The 24,741-nt window shown below is 58.1% G+C and carries 23 protein-coding genes and 2 pseudogenes; 12 read left to right on the plus strand and 13 right to left on the minus strand.

Annotated features, from left to right (window positions below):
* Positions 1–80: 80 nt before the first annotated feature.
* A complete protein-coding gene (gene ldcA / locus NB069_RS13325; protein ID WP_250584265.1) occupies positions 81–995 on the plus strand; it encodes a muramoyltetrapeptide carboxypeptidase in 915 nt (304 codons plus the stop codon).
* Positions 996–1,093: 98 nt separating this feature from the next.
* Positions 1,094–2,809 (plus strand): annotated as a pseudogene (locus NB069_RS13330) (potassium/proton antiporter); the annotation flags it as partial.
* Here NB069_RS13330 and NB069_RS22625 read toward each other — a convergent pair.
* The 3 genes and pseudogenes from NB069_RS22625 to NB069_RS13340 all read right to left on the minus strand — a co-directional run.
* Positions 2,765–2,863 (minus strand): annotated as a pseudogene (locus NB069_RS22625) (hypothetical protein); the annotation flags it as partial. The pseudogenes NB069_RS13330 and NB069_RS22625 overlap by 45 nt on opposite strands.
* A 93-nt stretch (positions 2,864–2,956) precedes the next feature.
* Complete coding sequence (dadX, locus tag NB069_RS13335; RefSeq protein WP_250584269.1) at positions 2,957–4,027, minus strand: catabolic alanine racemase DadX; 1,071 nt, start codon at positions 4,025–4,027, stop codon at positions 2,957–2,959.
* 12 nt (positions 4,028–4,039) lie between these two features.
* The gene (locus tag NB069_RS13340) at positions 4,040–5,338 is read right to left on the minus strand and encodes a D-amino acid dehydrogenase (RefSeq protein WP_250584271.1); all 1,299 of its coding nucleotides are present in this window, start codon (positions 5,336–5,338) and stop codon (positions 4,040–4,042) included.
* Between the two features lie 324 nt (positions 5,339–5,662).
* On the opposite strand from NB069_RS13340, the gene NB069_RS13345 reads away from it, so the two are divergent.
* Complete coding sequence (locus tag NB069_RS13345; RefSeq protein ID WP_250584273.1) at positions 5,663–7,195, plus strand: SpoVR family protein; 1,533 nt, start codon at positions 5,663–5,665, stop codon at positions 7,193–7,195.
* Between the two features lie 83 nt (positions 7,196–7,278).
* On the opposite strand, the gene fadR is transcribed toward NB069_RS13345, so the two are convergent.
* Positions 7,279–7,998, minus strand: coding sequence for a fatty acid metabolism transcriptional regulator FadR (fadR, locus tag NB069_RS13350; protein ID WP_250584275.1), 720 nt, complete (start codon positions 7,996–7,998; stop codon positions 7,279–7,281).
* A gap of 199 nt (positions 7,999–8,197) precedes the next feature.
* Here fadR and nhaB point away from each other — a divergent pair, with 199 nt between their 5' ends.
* Positions 8,198–9,736 (plus strand): sodium/proton antiporter NhaB, encoded by a 1,539-nt coding sequence (gene nhaB, locus NB069_RS13355; protein WP_250584277.1) that lies wholly within the window; start codon positions 8,198–8,200, stop codon positions 9,734–9,736.
* Positions 9,737–9,878: 142 nt separating this feature from the next.
* Positions 9,879–10,409, plus strand: coding sequence for a disulfide bond formation protein DsbB (gene dsbB / locus NB069_RS13360; protein WP_250584279.1), 531 nt, complete (start codon positions 9,879–9,881; stop codon positions 10,407–10,409).
* A 116-nt stretch (positions 10,410–10,525) separates the two neighbouring features.
* Here dsbB and NB069_RS13365 read toward each other — a convergent pair whose 3' ends face one another.
* From NB069_RS13365 to NB069_RS13375, 3 genes are all read right to left on the minus strand, one after another.
* The gene (locus NB069_RS13365; protein ID WP_250584281.1) at positions 10,526–10,969 is read right to left on the minus strand and encodes a YcgN family cysteine cluster protein; all 444 of its coding nucleotides are present in this window, start codon (positions 10,967–10,969) and stop codon (positions 10,526–10,528) included.
* Positions 10,970–11,062: 93 nt separating this feature from the next.
* Positions 11,063–11,722 carry a fumarylacetoacetate hydrolase family protein gene (locus NB069_RS13370; RefSeq protein ID WP_250584283.1) on the minus strand — a complete coding sequence of 220 codons (660 nt, stop codon included), beginning with the start codon at positions 11,720–11,722 and terminating at the stop codon, positions 11,063–11,065.
* Between the two features lie 48 nt (positions 11,723–11,770).
* Positions 11,771–12,046: a YcgL domain-containing protein gene (locus NB069_RS13375; RefSeq protein WP_139565391.1), complete on the minus strand. Its 276-nt coding sequence runs from the start codon at positions 12,044–12,046 to the stop codon at positions 11,771–11,773.
* A 126-nt stretch (positions 12,047–12,172) separates the two neighbouring features.
* Between NB069_RS13375 and minC the strand changes: the two genes are divergently transcribed.
* From minC to minE, 3 genes are read left to right on the plus strand one after another with little or no spacing between them, the layout of a single operon-like run.
* Positions 12,173–12,865 carry a septum site-determining protein MinC gene (gene minC / locus NB069_RS13380; RefSeq protein WP_250584285.1) on the plus strand — a complete coding sequence of 231 codons (693 nt, stop codon included), beginning with the start codon at positions 12,173–12,175 and terminating at the stop codon, positions 12,863–12,865.
* 23 nt (positions 12,866–12,888) lie between these two features.
* Positions 12,889–13,701 carry a septum site-determining protein MinD gene (minD, locus tag NB069_RS13385; RefSeq protein ID WP_032611473.1) on the plus strand — a complete coding sequence of 271 codons (813 nt, stop codon included), beginning with the start codon at positions 12,889–12,891 and terminating at the stop codon, positions 13,699–13,701.
* 3 nt (positions 13,702–13,704) lie between these two features.
* Positions 13,705–13,974, plus strand: a complete 270-nt coding sequence (gene minE / locus NB069_RS13390; protein WP_032611475.1) for a cell division topological specificity factor MinE — start codon at positions 13,705–13,707, stop codon at positions 13,972–13,974.
* Positions 13,975–14,048: 74 nt separating this feature from the next.
* Here the strand turns inward: minE and rnd are convergent, their stop codons facing one another.
* The 5 genes from rnd to NB069_RS13415 form a co-directional block, all read right to left on the minus strand.
* Complete coding sequence (rnd, locus tag NB069_RS13395; protein WP_250584287.1) at positions 14,049–15,176, minus strand: ribonuclease D; 1,128 nt, start codon at positions 15,174–15,176, stop codon at positions 14,049–14,051.
* 74 nt (positions 15,177–15,250) lie between these two features.
* On the minus strand, positions 15,251–16,936 hold the full coding sequence (gene fadD, locus NB069_RS13400) for a long-chain-fatty-acid--CoA ligase FadD (protein WP_250584289.1): 1,686 nt from the start codon (positions 16,934–16,936) through the stop codon (positions 15,251–15,253).
* A gap of 204 nt (positions 16,937–17,140) precedes the next feature.
* Complete coding sequence (locus NB069_RS13405; RefSeq protein WP_250584291.1) at positions 17,141–17,728, minus strand: Slp family lipoprotein; 588 nt, start codon at positions 17,726–17,728, stop codon at positions 17,141–17,143.
* A 37-nt stretch (positions 17,729–17,765) separates the two neighbouring features.
* Positions 17,766–18,461, minus strand: a complete 696-nt coding sequence (tsaB, locus tag NB069_RS13410) for a tRNA (adenosine(37)-N6)-threonylcarbamoyltransferase complex dimerization subunit type 1 TsaB (RefSeq protein ID WP_250584293.1) — start codon at positions 18,459–18,461, stop codon at positions 17,766–17,768.
* 66 nt (positions 18,462–18,527) lie between these two features.
* The gene (locus NB069_RS13415; protein WP_250584295.1) at positions 18,528–20,438 is read right to left on the minus strand and encodes an ATP-dependent DNA helicase; all 1,911 of its coding nucleotides are present in this window, start codon (positions 20,436–20,438) and stop codon (positions 18,528–18,530) included.
* Positions 20,439–20,564: 126 nt separating this feature from the next.
* On the opposite strand from NB069_RS13415, the gene NB069_RS13420 reads away from it, so the two are divergent.
* A complete protein-coding gene (locus tag NB069_RS13420) occupies positions 20,565–20,909 on the plus strand; it encodes a RidA family protein (protein WP_223073874.1) in 345 nt (114 codons plus the stop codon).
* 6 nt (positions 20,910–20,915) lie between these two features.
* Here the strand turns inward: NB069_RS13420 and NB069_RS13425 are convergent, their stop codons facing one another.
* On the minus strand, positions 20,916–21,098 hold the full coding sequence (locus NB069_RS13425) for a YoaH family protein (protein ID WP_039030781.1): 183 nt from the start codon (positions 21,096–21,098) through the stop codon (positions 20,916–20,918).
* Between the two features lie 61 nt (positions 21,099–21,159).
* Here NB069_RS13425 and pabB point away from each other — a divergent pair, with 61 nt between their 5' ends.
* The 3 genes from pabB to sdaA all read left to right on the plus strand — a co-directional run bounded on the left by pabB (position 21,160) and on the right by sdaA (position 24,642).
* A complete protein-coding gene (gene pabB / locus NB069_RS13430; RefSeq protein WP_250584297.1) occupies positions 21,160–22,512 on the plus strand; it encodes an aminodeoxychorismate synthase component 1 in 1,353 nt (450 codons plus the stop codon).
* A 3-nt stretch (positions 22,513–22,515) separates the two neighbouring features.
* Positions 22,516–23,094, plus strand: coding sequence for a CoA pyrophosphatase (locus NB069_RS13435; protein WP_250584299.1), 579 nt, complete (start codon positions 22,516–22,518; stop codon positions 23,092–23,094).
* Between the two features lie 183 nt (positions 23,095–23,277).
* Positions 23,278–24,642 carry an L-serine ammonia-lyase gene (gene sdaA / locus NB069_RS13440; RefSeq protein ID WP_250584301.1) on the plus strand — a complete coding sequence of 455 codons (1,365 nt, stop codon included), beginning with the start codon at positions 23,278–23,280 and terminating at the stop codon, positions 24,640–24,642.
* Positions 24,643–24,741 lie beyond the last annotated feature (99 nt).

Here is a 24,741-nt window from a genome sequence, read left to right on the forward strand (position 1 = left end):
CCCTATCCTCCGCTTGATGAAGGACGCGCTCAGGCGGCATGATATATACATTCAGCTTTATAAGTCAGCAAGGAAATGCCATGTCTCAGTTTCATCTCATCGCACCATCAGGTTACTGCATTAATCAGGAAGCGGCGCAGCGGGGCGTGGCGCGATTACTGGAAGAGGGCCATCAGGTACAAAATCAGACGATTATACCCCGCCGCCAGCAGCGATTTGCCGGTACAGAGGCAGAGCGCTTGCAGGATATCAACGCCCTTGCCCGCCTGCCCGGTGCCAGTCAGATTGTGCTGGCGGTGCGCGGCGGATATGGTGCCAGCCGTCTTCTGACGCAAATCGACTGGCAGGGGCTGGCGAAACGCCAGCAGCAGGATCCGCTGCTGATCTGCGGCCACAGTGATTTCACTGTGATTCAGCTGGGCCTGCTGGCGCTGCACAACGTCATCACCTTCAGCGGCCCGATGCTGGCGGGCAACTTTGGCGCGCCAGAACTGAACGCCTTCACGGTAGACCATTTCTGGCGCGCGCTGTGCAACGAGACCTACTCCGTCGAGTGGCAGGGGGAAGGTCCGCAGTGCAAACGCGAAGGCCAGCTGTGGGGCGGCAATCTGGCGATGGTCGTGTCGCTTATCGGCACCCCCTGGATGCCCGCCATTGAGAACGGCATTCTGGTGCTGGAAGACATCAACGAACACCCGTTCCGCGTGGAACGTATGCTGCTCCAGCTGCACCACGCGGGCATTCTGGACCGCCAGCAGGCGATTGTGCTGGGCAGCTTCAGCGGCTCGGCGCCTAACGATTACGATGCCGGATACGATCTTGCGACCATGGTGGATTACCTGCGCGCCCGGGTGTCAGTACCCATTATCAGCGGGCTCGATTTCGGCCATGAACAGCAAACCGTCACCCTGCCGCTCGGGGCGCAGGCAACGCTGGTTCACGCGGCGGGGGATACCCGTTTAACTCTCAGCGGCCACCCAACGCTCCAGGCGTAAAAAAAGCCCCAAAAGGGCCGGATTTCCACGGCTTAAGGGGCGCGAATATGATAGGGTTTTAATAACAGTCACCACGTCAGGCAGGGAGTACGCACACATTGGATGCCGCAGCAATAATCAGTCTTTTTATCCTGGGTTCAGTTCTTGTAACCTGCAGTATTTTATTGAGTTCATTTTCATCGCGTCTTGGCATCCCCATTCTGGTTATTTTCCTTGCTATCGGCATGCTGGCGGGTGTTGATGGCGTCGGCGGCATTCCCTTCGATAACTATCCCTTTGCGTACATGATCAGTAACCTCGCCCTGGCAGTGATCCTGCTGGATGGCGGAATGCGCACCCAGGCCAGTTCGTTTCGCGTGGCGCTGGGCCCGGCCCTGTCGCTGGCGACGGTGGGGGTGCTCATTACCTCCGGCCTGACCGGGATGATGGCGGCGTGGCTGTTTCACCTGGACCTCATGGAAGGCTTGCTGATTGGCGCGATTGTGGGCTCAACCGACGCCGCAGCGGTCTTCTCGCTGCTGGGCGGCAAGGGGCTGAACGAGCGTGTCGGCTCGACGCTGGAGATTGAATCCGGCAGTAACGATCCGATGGCGGTGTTTCTCACCATCACCCTGATTGAGATGATCCAGCAGCATGAAACCGGCCTGAGCTGGATGTTTGCCTGGCACATCATTCAGCAGTTTGGTTTAGGCATCCTCTTTGGCCTCGGCGGGGGCTACCTGCTGCAACAGATGATCAACCGTATTTCGCTGCCGGCCGGGCTTTACCCGCTGCTGGCGCTGAGCGGGGGGATTTTGATTTTCGCCCTCACCACGGCGATGGACGGCAGTGGCATTCTGGCGGTCTACCTGTGTGGCTTCCTGCTGGGTAATCGCCCTATCCGCAACCGCTTTGGCATTCTGCAAAACTTCGATGGCCTGGCGTGGCTGGCGCAGATCGGCATGTTCCTGGTGCTGGGGCTGCTGGTAACGCCGTCGGATCTTCTGCCGATTGCTGTTCCGGCGCTGATGCTGTCGCTATGGATGATCTTCTTTGCCCGCCCGCTGTCGGTGTTTGCCGGTCTGCTGCCGTTCCGGGGCTTTAACCTGCGCGAGCGGGTGTTTATCAGCTGGGTGGGGCTGCGCGGTGCGGTGCCGATCATCCTCGCGGTATTCCCGATGATGGCCGGGCTGGAGAACTCCCGTCTGTTCTTTAACGTGGCGTTCTTCGTGGTGCTGGTGTCGCTGCTGTTCCAGGGTACCTCCCTCTCCTGGGCGGCAAAAAAAGCCAAAGTGGTGATCCCGCCGGTGGGCTGGCCGGTCTCCCGCGTGGGGCTGGATATTCACCCGGAGAATCCCTGGGAGCAGTTTGTTTATCAGCTCAGCGCCGATAAGTGGTGCGTGGGCGCCTCGCTGCGCGATCTGCATATGCCTGAAGAGACGCGCATTGCCGCCCTGTTTCGCGATAACGCCCTGCTGCACCCCACCGGCAGTACCCGGCTGCGCGAGGGAGATATTCTGTGCGTGATTGGTCGCGAGCGTGACCTGCCCGCCCTCGGCAAGCTGTTCAGCCAGTCGCCGCCGGTGGCGCTGGATCAGCGCTTCTTCGGGGACTTTATTCTGGAAGCCAGCGCCAAATTCGCCGATGTGGCGTTGATCTACGGCCTGGAGGAAGGGCTGGAGTACCGCGATAACCAGCAGACCCTGGGCGAGATTGTGCAGAAGCTGCTGGGTGCGGCACCTGTTGTCGGTGACCAGGTGGAGTTCGCCGGGATGATCTGGACGGTAGCCGAGAAGGCAGATAACGCGGTGATGAAGGTGGGCGTGCGCGTGGCGGAGGATGCTGAAGAGTAAGGTGCTCTCTGTAGGCCGGGTAAGCGCCGGCGCCACCCGGCGTTTGGCACCGGCGCTGTGCGGCCTGATGCCCTCACCCCGGCCCTCTCGCAAACACTAAAAAGGGCAACTGACGTTGCCCTTTTGCGTTTATATCGTAACGACCGGTACCCGGGGCGCCAGCGCGGTTAACAACTCATACCCGACAGTGCCCGCAGCGGCAGCAACATCGTCCACTTTCACCTCGTTGCCCCACAGCTCAACCGGCGTCCCGATCCCCGCCTGCGGGCAAGGGGTGAGATCAATCGCCAGCATATCCATCGACACGGTACCCACCGTGCCGGTGCGTACGCCATCCACCCACACCGGCGTGCCGGAAGGGGCAATACGCGGATAGCCGTCGGCGTAACCGCCGGCGACAATACCGATCCGCTGCTCGCCCCGGGCGCGATAGCGGCTGCCGTAGCCCACCGTATCCCCCGCTTTCAGGGTCTGAACGCCGATAATCTCGCTGCGCAGGCTCATCACCGGCTTCAGGCCGCTGTTGGCGATATCCTGCCACTGCCCGGACGGTGAGGCGCCATAAAGGATGATCCCCGGACGCACCCAGTCAAAATGCGCCTCCGGATGCCAGAGCGTCGCCGCCGAGTTGGAGAGCGAGCGTGGGCAATCCAGCCCCTCTGCCGCCTGCTCAATGCGCATCATCGGGTCGGCGATGCCGTCCGGTTTTTCCGCATCGGCAAAGTGGGCCATCAGGGTCATCTCGCCAACGTTCTTCAATGCCCGCAGCTGTTGCCAGACGCTGTGAACGCGCTCCGGCTGGAAACCGAGGCGGTTCATGCCGCTGTTCACTTTCAGATAGATATCGAGCGGGGCATGAAGCTTTGCATTTTGCAACGCCTTGACCTGCCAGTTGCTGTGCACGCTGGTGGTCAGGCGGTATTTATCAAACAGGGGCAATTCATCGCTGTGGAAGAAGCCTTCGAGCATCAGAATGGGCCCTTTCCAGCCGCGCTCGCGCAGCAGGATCGCCTCTTCGAGATTGAGCAGCGCAAAACCATCAGTCGCGCTTAATGCACTCCAGACGCGATCCAGACCGTGGCCATAAGCATTGGCTTTGACCACCGTCCAGACGCGTGAAGCTGGCGCAGCGCGACGGACAATTTGCAGGTTATCCTTCAGGGCCTGCAGATCCAGCTGAGCCAGAACGGGACGGGACATGACAGCTCCTTGTTAGTTATGCGCGCCGTGTAAATGCTGTGGACGTGACGGAGTGAATCCCGGACGGTAGCGCGCGACACTTAAATCATCAAACGGAATAGCGGGTGTGCGCCCGGAGATCAAATCACTGAGTAACTGCCCTGACCCGCAGGCCATCGTCCAGCCCAGCGTACCGTGTCCGGTGTTCAGCCAGAGGTTTTTAAAGGGTGTCCGCCCGACCACCGGCGTGCCGTCCGGGGTCATTGGACGCAGCCCGGTCCAGAAGGTCGCCTGTTCAATAAAGCCGCCGCGCGGGAACAGGTCGCCAACGACCATCTCCAGCGTCTCCCGGCGCGGTTGCAGCAGTTCAGTGTTAAAGCCGACGATTTCCGCCATTCCTCCCACGCGGATCCGGTTATCAAAACGGGTGATCGCGATTTTGTATGTTTCATCAAGGATAGTTGAAACCGGGGCACCGCTGTCCTCTTTCACCGGGATGGTGAGCGAATACCCCTTCAGCGGATAGACCGGAATATCCACAATGCCTTTCAGCATGGCGGTGGAGTATGAGCCGAAGGCCATGACGTAGGCGTCGGCCTTGACCACTTCATCGCCACACAGCACGCCGTAGATGTTATCCCCTTCATACAGGAGCTTATCGACGGAGGTGTTGTAGCGGAATTTGACGCCCGCCTGCCCGGCCATCTGCGCCAGATTCTGGGTAAAGAGCTGGCAGTCGCCGGTTTCGTCATTGGGCAGACGCAGACCGCCGGTGAGCTTATGCGCCACCTCGGCGAGCGCCGGTTCCACCTGCGCCAGCTGACTGGCCTCCAGCAGCTGATACGGAACGCCCGCGTCCTCAAGGACGGCGATATCACGGGTCGCGTTTTCGTACTGCTGAGCGGTGCGGAACAGCTGCAGGGTGCCCCCCTGGCGGCCTTCATACTGGATACCGGTGGAAGCGCGCAGCGCCTTCAGGCAGTCGCGGCTGTACTCTGCCAGACGCACCATCCGCCCTTTGTTTTCCATATAGTGCGAGGTGTCGCAGTTGCGCAGCATCTGCCACATCCACTTAAGCTGGAACTGCGTGCCGTCAAGGCTGATGGCCAGCGGCGCATGGCGCTGGAACATCCACTTAATCGCCTTCAGCGGAACGCCCGGTGCCGCCCAGGGCGCCGCATAGCCCGGAGAGATTTGTCCGGCATTCGCAGCGCTGGTCTCCAGGGCTGGACCCGGCTCCCGATCGATAACGGTCACATCATGCCCGGCCTGACTTAAATACCAGGCGCTGGTTACGCCAACGACGCCACTTCCCAGTATGACAACACGCATAGCCACTCCATTTATAAGCAAAAGAACAATCTTCTGGTTACATATTGATAACTCAGTTGAAAATATTATTCAACATAGGCATTTTTTATGGTGACTTACCTCACACCTTCCCCATGTGGCGGGGCTGGCGGGTATTTGGCATCTCCTGCTACGCGGCATTTTTAACCAGCAGATTATGCTGTTGACCACCCTATTTTCACCATCGCCGCGACGGGAAATCGCAAAGAAAAAAAATAGCGTGCCAGCACGCTTTTGAATGCTGTGTTCTATGCTTGAAAAGAGGTTCTCCAGACAGAGAGAGCTACCAACAATGAGGGCGCGCTAATGGCTACTATTGATTCCATGAATAAGGACACCACACGTCTGAGCGATGGACCCGACTGGACATTCGAGCTGCTGGATACCTATCTGGCTGAAATTGATCGGGTGGCGAAACTCTACCGTCTGGACGCCTACCCCCATCAAATCGAAGTCATTACTTCCGAACAGATGATGGACGCCTACTCCAGCGTCGGGATGCCCATCAACTATACCCACTGGTCGTTTGGTAAAAAATTCATTGAGACCGAACGCCTCTACAAACACGGCCAGCAGGGGCTGGCGTATGAGATCGTCATCAACTCCAACCCCTGTATTGCCTACCTGATGGAAGAGAACACCATCACCATGCAGGCGCTGGTAATGGCGCACGCCTGCTACGGGCACAACTCGTTTTTCAAAAACAACTACCTGTTCCGCAGCTGGACCGACGCCAGTTCGATTGTCGATTACCTGATTTTCGCCCGGAATTACATCACCGAGTGTGAAGAGCGCTACGGGGTGGAAGAGGTTGAGAAGCTGCTGGACTCGTGCCACGCGCTGATGAACTACGGCGTGGATCGCTACAAACGTCCGCAGAAGATCTCCCTGCAGGAGGAGAAAGCCCGGCAGAAAAGCCGCGAGGAGTATCTGCAAAGCCAGGTGAATACGCTCTGGCGTACCCTGCCGAAACGGGAAGAGGAGAAAGCGGTGCCTGAAGCGCGCCGTTACCCTTCCGAGCCGCAGGAGAACCTGCTCTACTTTATGGAGAAGAACGCTCCGCTGCTGGAATCCTGGCAGCGTGAGATCCTGCGCATTGTGCGCAAGGTGAGCCAGTACTTCTACCCGCAAAAACAGACCCAGGTGATGAACGAAGGCTGGGCGACCTTCTGGCACTACACCATCCTTAATCATCTGTACGACGAAGGCAAAGTGACCGAGCGCTTTATGCTGGAGTTCCTGCACAGCCATACTAACGTGGTGTTCCAGCCGCCTTACAACAGCCCGTGGTACAGCGGCATTAACCCCTACGCACTGGGCTTTGCGATGTTCCAGGACATCAAACGTATCTGCCAGAACCCGACGGAAGAGGATGAATACTGGTTCCCGGATATCGCCGGGTCCGACTGGCTGGAGACGCTGCATTTCGCGATGCGCGACTTTAAAGACGAGAGTTTTATCAGCCAGTTCCTGTCCCCGAAGGTAATGCGTGACTTCCGCCTGTTTACGGTGCTGGATGACGACCACAATAACTACCTGGAGATTTCGGCTATCCACAACGAAGAGGGGTATCGCGAGATCCGCTCCCGCCTCTCGGCTCAGTACAACCTGAGCAATCTGGAGCCCAATATTCAGGTCTGGAACGTGGATCTGCGCGGGGATCGCTCCCTGACGCTGCGCTACATCCCGCACAACCGCGCGCCGCTGGACAAGGGGCGCAAGGAAGTGCTGAAGCACGTGCATCGTCTGTGGGGCTTTGACATTCTGCTGGAGCAGCAGAACGAGGACGGCAGCGTGGAGTTGCTGGAGCGTTGCCCGGCCAAGGGTAATATGTTGTAGTTCGCTGCGGCCTGTTTGCCGGGTGGCGCTTCGCTTATCCGGCCTGCGCATAAAAAAACCTCTCAAACGAGAGGTTTTTTATTTTAGCGTCCGTGGATGGCCAGATCCCCCGGAAGGGTTTTCTGCATCCGGTGCCAGATCTCGCCGCTTTCGCGGCCGTAGCGACGTACGGTTTCATACACCTGGTCGTGCTGGCCTTCGGCGCAAAGTTCGCTCAGCTTGTGGTAGAAACCCAGCGCCAGGCTGCGGGCTTCCGGGTTGGCGAAGTAGTGACGACCGATGCGGGTATAGAGCCCTTTCATGCCGTTGAGGATCAGCCCGTAGATGGGGTTGCCGGAGGCAAACGCCAGTCCGCGGAAGACGTTGTAATCCAGCAGGGCAAAGGCATCGGCGTGATCTTCTACCGCCGTGGCGCGGGCCAGGACCTCCTGCGCCTTATCCGGGTGCTGGCGAAACGCCGTGCGGATAAAGATGGTGGCGATGTTGGTGCGCACGGAGAGCAGGTTGTCGATCAGCTGGGGCACGCTTTCGTGATCGAGGCGCGCCAGCGTCTCAAGAATATTCAGACCCGACGTTTCCCAGAAGTTATTCACTTTGGTCGGTTTGCCGTGTTGGATCGTCAGCCAGCCGTCGCGTGCCAGTCGCTGCAACACTTCACGTAAGGTAGTACGTGTGACGCCAATCAGTTCAGAGAGTTCGCGTTCTGCGGGAAGGATCGAGCCTGGGGGAAAACGGTTATTCCAGATGCTCTCAATAATGTACTCTTCCGCGAAACCCGCCGGGCTTTGCGCCTTTATGACCATAGTGAGTTTTCCATTCCACTGCTTTTTACAAAATTCACTCATCATACCAGAGGCAGACAGAGGCAGATAGCGCAGCGAGGCGAGAAAAAAGGGATCGCCGTTTTATTTTTATCATTTAAAAAACGCGACATGCGCCCCTCCCCACGCCTCATTTGCGTATACTTAAGGCGTAATTATGTGACGGGCAAGGAAATCTGTTGTGGAAATGTCGTATCGTCGCGCCCTGTGGCGCAATTTTTTAGGCCAGTCCCCTGACTGGTACAAACTGACCCTGGTTGTCTTCCTGGTTGTTAACCCGCTTATCTTTATCGTCAGCCCCTTCGCCGCAGGCTGGCTGCTGGTGGGCGAGTTTATCTTTACCCTGGCGATGGCGCTGAAGTGTTATCCCCTGCTGCCGGGCGGCCTGCTGGCCTTCGAGGCGGTCGCAATCGGCATGACCAGCGCGGAACATGTGAGAGAGGAGCTGGCGGCGAACCTGGAAGTGCTCCTGCTGTTGATGTTTATGGTGGCCGGGATCTACTTTATGAAGCAGCTGCTGCTGTTCATCTTTACCCGCCTGCTGCTGAGCATCCCCTCGAAAACCATGCTGTCGCTGGCATTCTGTCTTGCCGCCGCCTTCCTGTCGGCCTTCCTCGATGCCCTGACCGTGGTCGCGGTGGTGATAAGCGTAGCCGTCGGCTTTTACGGCATTTATCACCGGGTGGCCTCTTCCCAGCCGGAATCCGGCATGCAGGATGACAGCCACGTCGACACCCATCAGCGCGACGTGCTGGAGCATTTTCGCGCGTTTCTGCGCAGCCTGATGATGCACGCTGGCGTAGGTACGGCGCTCGGAGGCGTGATGACCATGGTTGGCGAGCCGCAGAACCTGATTATCGCCAAAGCCGCGGACTGGAATTTTGTGGAATTCTTCCTGCGCGTGGCACCCGTCAGCGTGCCGGTGCTGGTGTGCGGCCTGCTCACCTGCTGGCTGGTGGAGAAGGGCAAATGGTTTGGCTATGGCACCCAGTTGCCCACCCAGGTGCGTGACGTCCTGCGCCGTTACGACGACGAGAGCCGCAGCCAGCGTACCCGCCAGCAGAAGCTGGCGCTGATTTCCCAGGGCATCATTGGCGTCTGGCTGATTATTGCCCTGGCGTTTCATCTGGCGGAGGTGGGGCTGATTGGCCTGTCGGTGATTATCCTGGCGACCACCTTTAGCGGCGTGACGGACGAACACGCTATCGGCAAAGCCTTTACCGAAGCCTTACCTTTTACCTGTCTGCTGACGGTCTTTTTCGCGGTGGTCGCGGTAATCGTCGACCAGCATCTTTTTGCGCCGATCATTCACTTCGTGCTGCAGGCCAAGCCCGACGCCCAGCTGTCGCTGTTTTATCTGTTTAACGGCCTCCTGTCGGCAATCTCTGACAACGTGTTTGTCGGCTCGGTCTATATCAACGAGGCGAAAGCGGCGATGGAGAGCGGTGTGATTGACCGGCAGCAGTTTGAGCTGTTGGCGGTGGCGATCAACACCGGCACCAACCTGCCTTCGGTGGCGACGCCAAACGGTCAGGCGGCTTTCCTGTTCTTACTCACCTCTACCCTCGCCCCGCTGATCCGCCTCTCCTATGGCCGGATGGTGTGGATGGCACTGCCTTATACCGTTGTGCTAACCGCGGTAGGTTTGCTGTGCGTCAAAATTACCCTCATTCCTTTTACCCAATGGATGCTGCAGGCGGGTATACTGGCGACGCATTAAGTGAGTCAGCCGGGCGGTCACGCGCCCGGCTGTTCTCGTGCATGATAAATATCCGATTACGTTATATTTTGCGCGCCGAGGCTGGCGCGCAAATTGATTTCGTTTACACTGCGCTTTCTATACCTGCTCCAGGGAAATGATTATGTTGAAATTTTTGAACCAGTGCTCGCGTGGACGCGGGGCGTGGTTGTTGTTGGCCCTGACCGCCTTCGCTTTAGAAATGGTGGCATTGTGGTTCCAGCACGTGATGATGCTGAAGCCATGCGTGCTGTGTATCTATGAACGCTGCGCGCTGTTTGGCGTGATGGGCGCAGGTCTGGTGGGTGCCATCGCCCCGAAAAGCCCGCTGCGCTATGGCGCTATCGCTATCTGGCTCTACAGCGCCGGTAAAGGCCTGCAGCTGGCCTGGGAGCACACCATGATCCAGCTGCACCCGTCCCCGTTCCAGACCTGTGATTTTGCCGCCAGCTTCCCGAGCTGGCTGCCGCTGGACAAGTGGCTTCCGCAGGTATTCGTGGCCAGCGGTGACTGCGCTGTCCGTCAGTGGGAATTCCTGACCCTCGAGATGCCGCAGTGGCTGGTGGGTATTTTTGCCGCTTACCTGGTCGTGGCGCTGCTGGTGCTGATCGCCCAGCCGTTTAAACCGAAAAAACGCGATTTGTTTGGAAGGTAAAGCAAAACGGCAACGCTGTTGCCGTTTTTAGTGTTTGCGCCCTCTCCCTGTGGGAGAGGGGCGGGGTGAGGGCATCAGGCCGCACTAACAAAAAACCCGCCTCGGCGGGTTTTTTATTAGCTGCGGTTAGGGTGATTCAGGATATGGTCTTCCCAGTCCCGCACCTCAGACTCTCGCACCGCAATGTGGCGCACGGAGATCCGCTCGCCGTGCATCGCAGCTTTCGAGCCAGCCAGCAGCGGATGCCACTTCGGCAGATCTTTCCCTTCCGCCAGCAGGCGGTAGGCGCAGGTGGGCGGCAGCCATTCGAAGGTGGGCAGGTTGTCGCGGGTCAGCTTGATGCAGTCTGGCTCCAGTTCGAAGCGACGCTCGTAGTTGCGGCACTGGCAGGTTTTGATGTTCAGCTGATTACAGGCGACGTTGGTGAAATAGATCTCGTCCGAGTCTTCATCCATCAGCTTATGCAGGCAGCACTGCCCGCAGCCGTCGCACAGCGATTCCCACTCGGCGTCGGTCATGTTGTCGAGAGTTTTGCTTTGCCAGAAAGGGATTTCGCTCATAAGGATGTCCACACGTCAAAATAAAGCGCACCTTATAACCAGTCTGGCACCTCGATGCAAGTTTTGCCGCCCTTTTAAGGCGGCAAGCAGGGATTACAGCACGCGGGTTTTCAGTGACAGGCCGTTGACGGCGATCTCCAGCTCATCGCCGCCGTTCAGCGGGCCGACCCCTTCCGGAGTGCCGGTGAGGATCACATCGCCCGGTTTCAGGGTGAAATAACGGCTCATATAGGCAATCAGCGGCACAATTTTGTGGATCATATCGGACGTGGAACCCTGCTGACGCACTTCGCCGTTAATTTTCAGGCTCAGGGTGGTGTTCTGCGGGTCATCCTGAAATTCCGAGGCCGGTACGAAGCCGGAGATCGGACAGGAATTATCGAAACCTTTGGCTTTTTCCCACGGCTGACCCGCTTTTTTCATTTTGCCCTGCACCTCGCGCAGGGTCAGATCCAGCGCCACACCATACCCGGCAATCGCTTTCTGCACATGATCTTCAGAAGCCTGACGCAGCGTGGCGCCAATCAGCACCGCCAGTTCCACTTCGTGATGAACCGAACCCAGCCCCTGCGGGATCGCCAGCGGCTGGCGGATATCGCAGAGTGCGGTTTCCGGTTTAATGAACAGCACCGGCTCGTCCGGAACCGCGCTGCCCATTTCCTGAATATGCTTTGCGTAATTACTGCCTACACAGACGACTTTACTGACCGGATAATCCAGCAATGCGCCTTGCCAGTTATGATGCTGATACATAATGATCCTCTAAAAAGGTTAATGTAACGCTGACAGATAATTCTTAAACTATTTTTTCCCCTGCGCCTCAAGGTGCTGTTTGAGTAAATTCTCTTGCGGTGGAGGAAGTTGTAAATAATAGCCCTGTTCGGCTAACGCGCTTTTCACTTTTTCCAGATCGGCGTTCTTCAGTTGCTTGCGCCCGTCAAGCGGCATCAGCATCACCATCTGCGGCTTCCCGAAGGTCTTCATCAGTGCCTCAGGCACGCGGGAGAAATCGTCCTTTTTTTCGACATAGAGATAGGTCTGGTCGCGTTGGGTACTTCTGTAGATCACACAAAACATATATTTACTCAGAATTAACGGGGAGGGTGACTTGCCTCAATATAGTTGTGACTATAACATGCCTGATACTCTTCGGAATATCACGACGCATACGCCGTGGTAAAAAGCAAATTGAGTAAGGCCAGGATGTCAAACACGCCAATCGAGCTTAAAGGCAGTAGCTTCACCTTATCAGTGGTTCATTTGCATGAAGCAAAACCCGAGGTTATTCGTCAGGCGTTAGAAGACAAAATCGCGCAGGCGCCCGCATTTCTTAAACATGCGCCCGTCGTCATTAACGTAAGCGACCTCGAAGCGCCGATTAACTGGCAGCAGTTGCAGCAGGCAGTCTTATCCACCGGCCTGCGGATTGTTGGCATCAGCGGCTGCAAAGATGCCGAACTGAAAGCCGAAATCGATGAGGCGGGTCTTCCGCTGCTCAACGAAGGCAAAGATAAAGCCCCACGCGCCGAGTCCCCTGCCCCGCCTGAACTCCCTGTTACCCCCGTCACAAAAACGCGATTGATCGATCTGCCGGTGCGTTCCGGTCAGCGTATTTATGCGCCAAACTGTGACCTGATTGTAACTAACCACGTCAGCGCTGGCGCAGAGCTTATCGCCGATGGCAATATCCATATTTATGGCTCAATGCGGGGTCGTGCACTGGCAGGCGCCAGCGGCGATCGCGATGCGCAAATTTTTTGTACCCACCTGGAGGCGGAGCTGGTCTCCATCGCAGGTGTTTACTGGCTGAGCGATAACATCCCGGCCGAATTTTCTGGCAAAGCCGCTCGTCTGCGTCTGGCAGACAACGCTTTGACCGTTCAACCGTTGAATTGATCCCTTTTTAACAAGGAATTTCTATGGCACGCATTATTGTTGTTACTTCGGGTAAAGGAGGCGTTGGCAAGACCACCTCCAGCGCGGCCATCGCTACTGGTTTGGCCCAGAAGGGAAAGAAAACCGTCGTTATCGACTTCGATATCGGCCTGCGTAACCTCGACCTGATTATGGGTTGCGAGCGCCGCGTGGTTTACGATTTCGTGAACGTGATTCAGGGTGATGCCACGCTGAATCAGGCAATGATTAAAGATAAGCGTACCGACAACCTTTATATTCTGCCCGCCTCACAGACGCGCGACAAAGACGCGCTAACCCGTGAAGGCGTGGAAAAAGTGCTCGATGAGCTGAAAAAAATGGACTTCGATTTCGTGGTGTGTGATTCACCTGCGGGCATCGAAACCGGTGCGCTGATGGCGCTCTACTTCGCCGATGAAGCGATCATCACCACCAACCCGGAAGTGTCGTCCGTGCGCGACTCCGACCGTATTTTGGGTATCCTTGCCTCAAAATCCCGTCGCGCAGAGAATGGCGAAGAGCCGATTAAAGAGCACCTGCTGCTGACCCGCTATAACCCGGGTCGCGTGAATAAAGGTGATATGCTGAGTATGGAAGACGTGCTGGAGATCCTGCGCATCAAACTGGTTGGCGTTATCCCGGAAGATCAATCCGTGCTGCGCGCCTCTAACCAGGGTGAACCGGTTATCCTCGACGCTAACGCAGACGCCGGTAAAGCGTATGCGGACACAGTAGATCGTCTGCTCGGAGAAGAACGTCCTTTCCGCTTCATAGAAGAAGAGAAGAAAGGTTTCCTCAAACGCCTGTTCGGAGGATAAGTTATGGCATTACTGGACTTTTTTCTCTCGCGGAAAAAAAGCACCGCCAACATCGCAAAAGAACGCCTGCAGATCATCGTCGCGGAACGCCGCCGCAGCGATGCGGAACCACACTATCTGCCGCAGCTGCGCAAAGACATCCTGGAAGTGATTTGTAAGTATGTGCAGATCGACCCGGAGATGGTCACCGTACAGCTGGAGCAAAAGGACGGGGATATCTCGATTCTGGAGCTCAACGTGACCCTGCCGGAAGCGGAAGAGTCGCGTTCATAACGGCACAGCCGGGCGGCGCTGCGCGTGCCCGGCCTGTGCTCTTCTATCCCCGGCTGGCCGGGGACAGGTTAATTTTACTGCGGATACTCTTCCAGCAGCGCATTCAGGCGTTCTGCCATTAACTCCCCGCGCCATCCGGCAATCAGTTCCGGCGTCCCGTTTTGCGGTTTCAGCTTCCAGTGCGCGTTCAGCAGCTGGTTGATCTGACGGCGTGAAGCCAGCAGCTCGGCGCTGACTTTGCTCTCCGTTGCGACTTCCTGAACCAGGGCTTTGATTGCCTTGAAGGCTTTGCGATAGCCGGGCATATCCATCAGGTTCAGCAGCGGCTCCGGGAGCGCCTCTTCCGGCAGTTGCTGGGCTTTGGCTACCAGCGCCAGCAGCGTTTTACCGTGGAAACGGATCTCGGAACCCGAAAGGCCGATGCTGTCCAGCTCGCCCAGACTGCCCGGCATGTAACGCGCAACGGCCCACAGATGCTCCTCACGCACCACAAAGTTTACCGCCAGATCGCGCTCGCGGGCCTTGCGCAGACGCCAGTCGGCCAGTAGTTGCAGGCAGGCCAGCTGGCGGGTGCGCAGCTGCCAGGCGTTGCTGATATCGCGCCAGGCCTCTTTCGGATCGGTCACTTCCTTACGGCGCTGCTGCGTCATGCGGCACTCGTTCAGGGCAGCAGGCAGCCAGCCGGAGGTTTCAGCCTCTTTCATCAACTGGCCGGCAATCGGCAGGAGATAGAACACGTCGGCCGCCGCGTAGTCGAGCTGACGCTCGGTCAGCGGGCGCGCCAGCCAGTCGGTACGGGATTCGCTCTTGTCGATAGCAAGGCCGGTGTACTCTTCCACCATGGCGGCAAAGCCCCATGACAGCGGACGCCCGGCAAAGGCGGCGAGGATCTGGGTATCGATCAGCGGCTCCGGCATGATGCCGAAGGTGTTGAGGAAAACTTCCAGATCTTCACTCCCGGCGTGCAGATATTTGGTGATGGCGGTGTCCAGCAGCAGCTCGCGCATTGGCGCCCAGTCGGTGATCCCCAGCGGGTCGATAAGCGATACCTTTTTGCCGTCATACAACTGGATCAGGCCCAGCTGCGGATAATAGGTGCGGGTACGAACAAACTCGGTATCCAGCGCGATGGCGGCTGCATCGCGGGTAACATCGCACAGCGAAGCCAGTTCGTCGTTGGTGGTGATCATCTGGTAGTTCAAATCATATTCTCTTTGGTTTGCGCCCAAAAAAAAACGCTGGCCAGGCCAGCGTTTCTGGGTGACTAACACGAAGCTCAGCCTTTATTGTCCACTTTGGCGCGCGCTTCGTCACGTAATTCTCGTCGTAATATCTTCCCGACGTTCGATTTTGGCAGTTCATCGCGAAACTCCACCAGCTTCGGCACTTTATACCCGGTAAGGTGACGACGGCAGAAGGTGATCAGCGCCTCTTCGCTCAGGGCTGGATCTTTTTTCACTACGAAGATTTTGACCGTTTCACCGCTGCTGCCTCCCGGAACGCCTACCGCAGCCACTTCCAGTACGCCGTTGTGCTGCATAACCACATCTTCGATCTCGTTCGGATAGACGTTAAAACCGGAGACCAGGATCATATCTTTCTTACGATCGACGATGCGTAAGAAGCCTTCGTCATCCATCACCGCGATGTCGCCCGTGTGCAGCCAGCCGTCCTTGATGATTTCGTCGGTCGCGTCCGGACGCTGCCAGTAGCCCAGCATCACCTGCGGGCCTCGGACGCACAGCTCACCCGGTTCGCCATGGGGCACTTCGTTGTCGTCGTCATCCACCAGTTTGGCTTCGGTGGAGGGTACCGGCAGGCCAATGCTGCCGCTGTGATAGTCGATATCATGCGGGTTTACGCTCACCAGCGGGGCGCATTCGGTCAGGCCATAGCCCTCCAGCAGATACTGGCCGGTCAGTTTGACCCAGCGCTCGGCTACCGCCTGCTGCACCGGCATCCCACCGCCCGCCGACAGATGCAGGGTGGAGAAATCAAGCTGCTGGAACTCTTTGTTATTCAAAAGCGCGTTAAACAGGGTATTTACCCCGGTCATGGCGGTGAACGGATATTTTGCCAGCTCCTTCACCAGCCCCGGAATATCACGCGGATTGGTGATGAGTACGTTCTGCCCGCCAAGCTCGATAAACAGCAGGCAGTTCATGGTCAGGGCGAAGATGTGGTAGAGCGGCAGCGCGGTGATCACCAGCTCTTTGCCACGATGCAACAGCGGCCCGTAGGTGGCATTCACCTGTTCGAGGTTCGCCAGCATGTTGCGGTGGGTAAGCATCGCCCCTTTCGCCACGCCGGTAGTACCGCCTGTATATTGCAGGAACGCCAGATCCTGCGCGACGATTTCCGGCTTAACGTACTGCATCCGGTAGCCCTGATGCAGCGCCCGGCGGAAAGAGATGGCATCCGGCAGATGGTATTTTGGCACCAGGCGTTTGACGTATTTAACGACGAAGTTAACCAGCGTCCCTTTGGCGGTGGAGAGCTGGTCGCCCATGCGCGTCAGTATGACGTGTTTGACCTGCGTCTTATCCACCACTTTTTCCAGGGTGTGGGCGAAGTTGGAGACAATCACAATCGCCGAGGCGCCGCTGTCGTTTAGCTGGTGTTCAAGCTCGCGCGGGGTATAGAGCGGGTTGACGTTAACCACAATCATCCCGGCGCGCAGAATGCCGAACAGCGCGACCGGATACTGCAGCAGGTTAGGCATCATCAGCGCCACGCGATCGCCCTTCTGCAGGCCTAATCCCTCCTGCAGATAGGCGGCAAAGGCCCGGCTGCGCTCTTCCAGCTTACGGAAGGTCATTACCTCGCCCATGTTCACAAACGCAGGCTGATCGGCGTAACGCGTCACGGAGTTTTCAAACAGTTCAACCAGGGATTGATAACGGTCAGGATTTATCTCTGCGGGAACATCCGCAGGATATCGGTTAAGCCAAACCTTCTTCACTACATCACCTCTGAAATGCGTGTTCGTCGTCATCACAACCCCGGTTAATAAACAAGTCGTTAACATAATATTAACTCAGCGTACCAGTTTATTTATTGTCCGGATTTAAGGTTGCGAAGCGCGTCACTATTTATTTTTCTTATTACCGTGGAAAAAACGAAACAGCGGACGGGCCGCTGTTTGTTAATCAATAATAACAATCACTTACTCTGTTACTATCGTCCGAACCTGAGCAGGGCCAGGGCCGTAACCTGGCCATCCGCCGTAGCCGTATCCATAGCCATAACGCCATGGATGCGGTCCCCAGTACCAGGGATCCGGCGGCGGCATCATCACCTGCTGCTGTACCCGCCAGCGTTTGTAGCCGTTGGCCTGCATGGTCATGAATTTATACGGAGTATTGCCGACTTTACCCTGCTCTGAGCCAGTGATCGGCCCCACCACGGTGATCAGCTGCCCACGGAAATCCACAGGATCGAGGAAGCCGTTAACGTCGGCGTAGATCCGGCCCCGTGAAGCTTCTCCCAGAACCGGACGTGCGCCGCTGTCCAGGGGCACGGTGGCAATCTCCAGACGGGTTTTACCCTGCTGGTTGATGACTTCCACCACTTTGCCGCCGAAACGGGCCTCCTGGCCGACATAGAGTTCCGGGGCGTTCATCACCCGGACCAGATCCTGCTGCGGCGTCGGGCTGCTGCCCTGAATCGCATCAGGTACCGAAACACATCCCGTTAACGCCAGGGCGAACGCCCCGACGGTCAGCAGACGAAAAGCATATTTTTGAAGCGCCATGATGCGACTCCTTTTTCTCAGGCTCTTATACTGAGATTCACTCCCGGCCCGGAAGTTTCTTCCACGCGACGGTGTTTCGCAAATAAACCGGCTCGGCTTTCTCGACCGCCACGGTTTTACCTGCCTCCAGCATCTGACAGGCAATGGGCAGCATATCTTCAGCCGCGGGCAGCAGCATCTTGCCGTCAACCAGGGTCAGCCCGCTGTCGTTCGCCATATCCGGCCATGCCGGCCAGCCGGTGCCTACCGTCGCCCATTCGCCGGAGAGCTGCTTCATGCGTTCACCTGCCGCTTCTGGCGTAAGCACCGCTTCGCTCTCTTCCCCGTGCCAGACGCCCTGCTCGTCGCGGGTATATTCCGCCCAGTAGACTTCGCCCATGCGGGCATCGATCGCCGCCAGCACGCGGGTCGCGCCGGTAGTGCGCCACGCGCCCTGGGCCATGGTCGCCAGGGTCGAGACGCCGATCATCGGCAGCTCAGCGCCCAGCGCCAGCCCCTGGGCTATGCCGATACCGATGCGCACGCCGGTAAAGCTGCCCGGGCCGCGGCCGTAGGCCAGCGCGTCGAGATCGGTAAGGGAGGTATTGCCCTCGGTGAGGATCATCTTCACCAGGGGCAGGATTCGTTGGGTGTGTTCCCGGGGGCACTCTTCGAAATGCGCACAGAGCGTGCCGTCATTCCACAGGGCAACGGAGCAGGCCTCTGTCGCGGTATCGATAGCCAGAATTCGCATGTGTTGTCGCGCTCTCGCAGTGGTCAGTCACAAAAAGGCGCGCATTTTAGCACACCCATCAGCAAATTACTGCGCCTGCGACGCGGCAAGGAAACGCACCGCGCGATCGATATCCCGGGTGCGCGGCGCCGGAGGCAGGCTGGCAATAAAGGTGGCACCGTAAGGACGCATCACCAGGCGGTTATCGCAGATCACCAGCACCCCGCGATCGTCCACGTCGCGGATCAGACGCCCCACCCCCTGCTTCAGGGTAATGACCGCATCGGGAAGCTGTACCTCATCAAAGGGATCGCCCCCGCGCAGGCGGCAATCTTCCATTCGCGCCTTCAGCAGGGGATCGTCCGGGGAGGTAAAGGGCAGTTTGTCGATGATCACCAGCGACAGTGCATCGCCGCGCACGTCTACTCCTTCCCAGAAGCTGCTGGTCGCCACCAGCAGGGCATTGCCCGCCGTGACAAACTGCTGCAACAGCTGGCCTTTGCTGGTTTCACCCTGCAACAGCACCGGCAGCGTCATGGTGGCGCGGAACTGCTCCGCCAGGTCGCGCATCATCGCGTGGGACGTGCAGAGCATAAAGCAGCGGCCATTGTTGGCCTCAATCATCGGCTTGAGCATCGCCGCCAGATGGCGGGCGGCGCCGGGCTGATTGGGCAGCGGCAGGTTGCGCGGCACGCAGAGCAGCGCCTGGGTAGCGTAATCAAACGGGCTTGGCAGCAGCAGGGATTTGGCCTGCTCAATCCCGAGACGTTCGGTGAAGTGGTGCAGATCGTCATTCACCGACAGCGTGGCGGAGGTGAAGATCCAGCTGCCCGGTTTTTGCACCATCACCTCTTTAAACTTATCGGCCACGGTGAGCGGCGTCAGGGCGAGGGTAAAGTGGCGCGAGTTGCATTCGTACCAGTAGCTGTAACCCGGCTGGTTGAACTCTTTCAGCCGTTTCAGGCGCGCGCGGTAGAGGGTGGCCCGTTCAAAGGCGGCATCGAGCAGCGCAGAGCGTCCGAGCGAGAGCTTCGCCACGTCATAGCAAAGCTCCAGCGCGTCATCGAGCAGTAGCAGCGCGCGCTGAATATGCTGATCGGCCAGCAGTTCGCGCAGATTGCCGCGAAAGCCCGGGTCGCCCAGCTGCATCCGGAAATCCTGAGTGCTTTGCGCCAGGCGGTCGGCGCACTTCTGTAGCTGCTGGGTATCTTTCAGTTCAGTGCGGTAAGCGATGGTGAAATCTTTCGCCAGATCCTGCAGCTGGCGGCTGGAGAGCGACTGGCCGAAATACTGGCTGGCAATGTCGGGGAGCTGATGGGCTTCGTCGAAAATCAGTACCTCGGCTTCGGGGATAAGTTCGCCAAAACCGCCCTCTTTCACCACCATATCCGCCAGGAACAGGTGATGGTTGACCACCACCACGTCCGCATCCATCGCCGTTTTACGCGCTTTCACCACAAAGCAATCTTTGTAGAGCGGGCAGTCGCTGCCCAGACAGTTGTCGTTGGTGCTGGTAACCAGCGGCCAGGCGGGTGAGTCTTCCGCCACGCTGGCGCAGGTGCTGATATCGCCGTCCAGCGTCTGGTTGGCCCAGCTGCGCAGGATGATGACGTCGCTGAGGGTCTGCACCGGCAGATCCCCGCCCGCCAGCGCCTGCTGTTCGAGACGCTCAAGGCAGAGATAGTTGGAACGCCCTTTCAGCAGGGCCAGACGGCCTTTGTACTTGAGGGCCTTAGCGACGGTCGGCAGATCGCGGCTGTAAAGCTGATCCTGCAGCGCTTTCGAACCGGTGGAGATGATCACCTTTTTTTTGGCCCGCAGCGCCGGAGCGAGGTAGGCGTAAGTTTTACCGGTGCCGGTACCTGCTTCTACCACCAGCGGCTCAGCGCTGTCGATGGCATCGGCGACCGCGTGCGCCATCTGGCGCTGCGGCTCGCGCGGCTTAAAGCCAGGAATTGCCTTTGCTAACTGTCCGTCTGCTGCGAAATCGTCTGCCACTCTGCCCCCTGTATTTTTGCACAGGGATTATGTCAGGCCGAGGGTCCTGGCGCCAGTCGAGAGTGACGCAGGCAAAACAATATGGCAGTCTTGCCCGCGGAAACTCACAATAACGAGGAAACGTATATGACAATTGTGCGCATTGATGCCGAAGCCCGCTGGTCAGATGTGGTGATCCACAATCAGACCCTGTACTACACCGGCGTGCCGGCGAACCTGGATGCCGATGCTTATGAGCAGACGGCGAATACCCTGGCCCAGATTGACGCGGTGCTGGAAAAACAGGGCAGCGACAAATCCCGCATTCTGGATGCGACCATTTTCCTTGCCAGTAAAGATGATTTTGCGGCGATGAACAAAGCCTGGGATGAGTGGGTTGTGGCAGGCCACGCGCCTGTACGCTGCACGGTACAGGCGACGCTGATGAAGCCGCAGTATAAGGTTGAGATTAAGATTATCGCTGCGGTGTAAGCGGCGTTACTCCTCTTCATCATCCTCAAAACGCGCCACAATCCGCTCGCCGGTATGGGTGGCGCGAAGCTCTTCAGCCACCTGGGAAATCGCCTGTCCGCTGCTCATCCCCTGGGACATCAGCTCCTGGATGCGCTCGACGGCCTTTTGCTGCTGCTCATGGCTCAGTGAAGGTAAACCTGCAAACATCGTCAACTCCTGCTAAATTATCAGCGCTAATTATTTCACGCTGCCCGGTAGTCTACCACCCATGAACTCGTTATCCCCCACTGTTTTGACATTGCCCTGGCGTCCTGACGCCGCAGAATTCTGGTTTGCCCCCTTAAGCCATCTGCCATGGGCAATGCTGCTGCACTCGGGCCATGCGGATCACCCTTACAGCCGCTTTGATATTCTGGTGGCCGATCCGCGCGCCACGCTGGTGACTCAGGGCGCAGACACGCTGATCAACGGCGTGTCCTCCAATGCCTGCCCGCTGAGCCTGCTCCAGCAGGCTATTGACGATATGCACCTGCCCTGCGCTCCAAATCCGGACCTGCCCTTCCAGGGCGGCGCGCTGGGGCTGTTCGGCTACGATCTGGGCCGCCGCTTCGAGCAATTGCCGGAGATGGCCGAGCGGGATATCGCCCTGGCGGACATGGCGGTGGGCCTGTACGACTGGGCAATTGTCGTCGATCACCACAAACAGCAGGTGTCGCTGGTGTGCCACACTGATATTGACGCCCGGCTGGCCTGGCTCGAAGCACAGCAGAGGCCCGGGAACAAACCCGCATTCCGGCTGACCTCCGGCTGGCAGGCCAATATGACCGCAGCGGAGTACCATGACAAATTTGACCGCGTGCAGGCCTTTCTGCACAGCGGTGACTGCTATCAGGTAAACCTGGCCCAACGTTTCGAGGCGCATTACGAGGGCGATGAGTGGCAGGCGTTTACCCGGTTGAATGCCAACAACCGCGCCCCGTTCAGCGCCTTTTTACGCCTTGAAGAGGGGGCGATCCTGAGCCTCTCTCCGGAGCGTTTTATTCACCTGGCGGAGGGCACCATCCAGACTCGCCCTATCAAAGGCACCCTGCCGCGGCTGGCGGATGCCGAAGCCGATCGCCAGCAGGCGGAGAAGCTTGCCGCCTCGCCGAAAGACAGGGCGGAAAACCTGATGATCGTCGACCTGATGCGCAATGACATTGGCCGGGTGGCAGAGCCAGGAAGCGTGCGGGTGCCGGAGCTGTTCGTGGTGGAGCCTTTCCCTGCCGTGCACCATCTGGTGAGCACCATTACCGCCCGACTGCCGTCGTGCAGAACTGCGTGCGACCTGCTGCGCGCCGCTTTCCCCGGGGGGTCGATCACCGGCGCGCCAAAAGTGCGGGCGATGGAAATTATCGACGAGCTGGAGCCCCACCGCCGTAACGCCTGGTGCGGCAGCATCGGCTATATCAGCCTGTGCGGGGGCATGGATACCAGCATCACCATTCGTACCCTGACGGCGGTAGCCGGACAGATTTACTGTTCCGCAGGCGGCGGGATCGTGGCCGACAGCCAGGCCGCGGCGGAATATCAGGAAACCTTTGATAAAGTGAATCGTATTCTGCAACAACTGGAGCGCTAACTGGTGAATACCCACGATCTGACCCTGGACAACTTTTTATCGCGTTTTCAGCTTTTGCGCCCGCAGGTGAACTACACCGCCCTGAACCAGCGTCAGGCGGCGGTGTTGATCCCGGTGGTCCGTCGGGTGCAGCCGGGCCTGCTGCTGACCCGCCGCTCGGCCCAGTTGCGTAAGCACGCCGGTCAGGTGGCCTTTCCCGGCGGGGCAGTAGACAGTACCGATGCCTCATTAATCGCCACCGCCCTGCGCGAGGCCGAGGAAGAGGTGGCGATCCCGCCGCACAAGGTCGAGGTGATCGGCGTTCTGCCGCCGGTGGACAGCGTGACCGGTTTTCAGGTGACGCCGGTGGTGGGCATTATTCCGCCGGATCTGCCCTACCGCGCCAGCGTTGACGAAGTGGAATCGGTCTTTGAAATGCCGCTGGCGGAAGCCCTGCGTCTGGGGCGCTATCATCCGCTGGATATTCAACGTCGTGGCCAGGATCACCGGGTGTGGCTCTCCTGGTATCAGCATTATTTTGTCTGGGGCATGACGGCAGGAATTATTCGTGAGCTGGCGCTGCAGATCGGCCTGAAACCTTGACTATACTTTACATTCGTCCTTTTTTTGCGCCTTTGCGATCTTCCTCTCGCTATTAGTTTATCCGGCGTTAACCATTAGTTTAATTCATGTGAATAGTTAAGCTGACGACAGGGTTCCCTCTTACACTATGCGAAGTTATTACATCGTTACTGGAAACCCGGTAACCCTGTCAGGAGTGTTAAAGTGATTAGTATATTCGACATGTTCAAAGTGGGGATTGGTCCCTCTTCTTCCCACACTGTAGGGCCGATGAAGGCCGGTAAACAGTTCGTCGATGACCTGGTCGAAAAAGGATTACTGGATAGCGTTACCCGCGTGGCCGTAGACGTTTACGGTTCGCTCTCGCTCACGGGTAAAGGCCACCACACCGATATCGCCATTATTATGGGTCTGGCCGGAAATATGCCGGACACCGTAGATATTGACGCCATTCCGGCGTTTATTCGCGACGTGGAAACGCGCGGCCGTCTGCTGCTGGCGAATGGCCAGCACGAAGTGAATTTCCCTCAGGACGACGGCATGCGTTTTCGCAGCGACAACCTCTCGTTGCATGAAAACGGGATGCAGATCCACGCCTTCAGCGGCGAGAAAGTGATCTACAGCAAAACCTATTACTCTATCGGCGGCGGCTTTATCGTCGACGAAGAGCATTTCGGCCAGGACGTGACGGGCGATGTGAAAGTGCCTTACCCGTTTAAATCGGCGACAGAGATGCTGAATTACTGCAAAGAGACCGGCCTGTCTCTTTCCGGCATGGTGATGCAGAACGAGCTGGCGCTGCACAGCAAGAAAGAAATTGAAGACTATTTCGCCAACGTCTGGCAGACCATGCGCGCCTGTATCGATCGCGGGATCAACACCGAAGGCGTGTTGCCTGGCCCGCTGCGCGTGCCGCGCCGTGCCTCTGCCCTGCGCCGCATGCTGGTGACGACGGACAAATACTCCAACGATCCGATGAACGTGGTGGACTGGGTGAACATGTTTGCCCTCGCGGTGAACGAAGAGAACGCCGCCGGTGGACGTGTGGTCACCGCCCCAACGAACGGCGCCTGCGGTATCGTTCCGGCGGTGCTGGCCTATTACGATCACTTTATCGGATCCGTGAGCCCGGACATCTACATCCGCTACTTCCTCGCCGCGGGCGCGGTAGGTGCGCTGTATAAGATGAACGCCTCCATTTCTGGCGCTGAAGTCGGCTGTCAGGGCGAAGTCGGCGTAGCCTGCTCGATGGCGGCGGCCGGTCTGGCCGAGCTGTTGGGCGCCAGCCCGGAACAGGTGTGCGTGGCCGCAGAGATCGGCATGGAACACAACCTCGGTCTGACCTGTGACCCGGTTGCGGGACAGGTTCAGGTACCCTGCATTGAGCGTAACGCCATTGCCTCGGTAAAAGCGATCAACGCCTCGCGCATGGCGATGCGCCGCACCAGCGAACCGCGCGTCTCGCTGGATAAGGTCATCGAAACCATGTACGAGACCGGTAAAGACATGAACGCCAAATACCGCGAAACCTCCCGCGGCGGCCTGGCTATCAAGGTGCAGTGCGACTAAACCTCTGAAAGCGCCTCTGCGACTTTCGACTCTCATACTCTTTTCGCCCATCTGCTACGGATGGGCGAATTTCATCGACTTTTCTCGTTACCTTTAATC

The organism is Leclercia adecarboxylata (assembly GCF_023639785.1).
GTDB classification, from domain to species: domain Bacteria; phylum Pseudomonadota; class Gammaproteobacteria; order Enterobacterales; family Enterobacteriaceae; genus Enterobacter; species Enterobacter adecarboxylatus_D.

Excerpts from the sequence above, each read along its gene's own strand:
- fadR (WP_250584275.1), bottom strand. The coding sequence starts at position 7,998 with ATGGTCATAAAGGCGCAAAGCCCGGCGGGTTTCGCGGAAGAGTACATT.
- NB069_RS13365 (WP_250584281.1), bottom strand. The coding sequence starts at position 10,969 with ATGAGCGAAATCCCTTTCTGGCAAAGCAAAACTCTCGACAACATGACC.
- dadX (WP_250584269.1), bottom strand. The coding sequence starts at position 4,027 with ATGTCCCGTCCCGTTCTGGCTCAGCTGGATCTGCAGGCCCTGAAGGAT.
- tsaB (WP_250584293.1), bottom strand. The coding sequence starts at position 18,461 with ATGCGAATTCTGGCTATCGATACCGCGACAGAGGCCTGCTCCGTTGCC.
- dsbB (WP_250584279.1), top strand. The coding sequence starts at position 9,879 with ATGTTGAAATTTTTGAACCAGTGCTCGCGTGGACGCGGGGCGTGGTTG.
- NB069_RS13425 (WP_039030781.1), bottom strand. The coding sequence starts at position 21,098 with ATGTTTGCAGGTTTACCTTCACTGAGCCATGAGCAGCAGCAAAAGGCC.
- NB069_RS13405 (WP_250584291.1), bottom strand. The coding sequence starts at position 17,728 with ATGGCGCTTCAAAAATATGCTTTTCGTCTGCTGACCGTCGGGGCGTTC.
- NB069_RS13345 (WP_250584273.1), top strand. The coding sequence starts at position 5,663 with ATGGCTACTATTGATTCCATGAATAAGGACACCACACGTCTGAGCGAT.
- minC (WP_250584285.1), top strand. The coding sequence starts at position 12,173 with ATGTCAAACACGCCAATCGAGCTTAAAGGCAGTAGCTTCACCTTATCA.
- minD (WP_032611473.1), top strand. The coding sequence starts at position 12,889 with ATGGCACGCATTATTGTTGTTACTTCGGGTAAAGGAGGCGTTGGCAAG.
- NB069_RS13370 (WP_250584283.1), bottom strand. The coding sequence starts at position 11,722 with ATGTATCAGCATCATAACTGGCAAGGCGCATTGCTGGATTATCCGGTC.
- NB069_RS13420 (WP_223073874.1), top strand. The coding sequence starts at position 20,565 with ATGACAATTGTGCGCATTGATGCCGAAGCCCGCTGGTCAGATGTGGTG.
- NB069_RS13375 (WP_139565391.1), bottom strand. The coding sequence starts at position 12,046 with ATGTTTTGTGTGATCTACAGAAGTACCCAACGCGACCAGACCTATCTC.
- pabB (WP_250584297.1), top strand. The coding sequence starts at position 21,160 with ATGAACTCGTTATCCCCCACTGTTTTGACATTGCCCTGGCGTCCTGAC.
- ldcA (WP_250584265.1), top strand. The coding sequence starts at position 81 with ATGTCTCAGTTTCATCTCATCGCACCATCAGGTTACTGCATTAATCAG.
- minE (WP_032611475.1), top strand. The coding sequence starts at position 13,705 with ATGGCATTACTGGACTTTTTTCTCTCGCGGAAAAAAAGCACCGCCAAC.
- NB069_RS13340 (WP_250584271.1), bottom strand. The coding sequence starts at position 5,338 with ATGCGTGTTGTCATACTGGGAAGTGGCGTCGTTGGCGTAACCAGCGCC.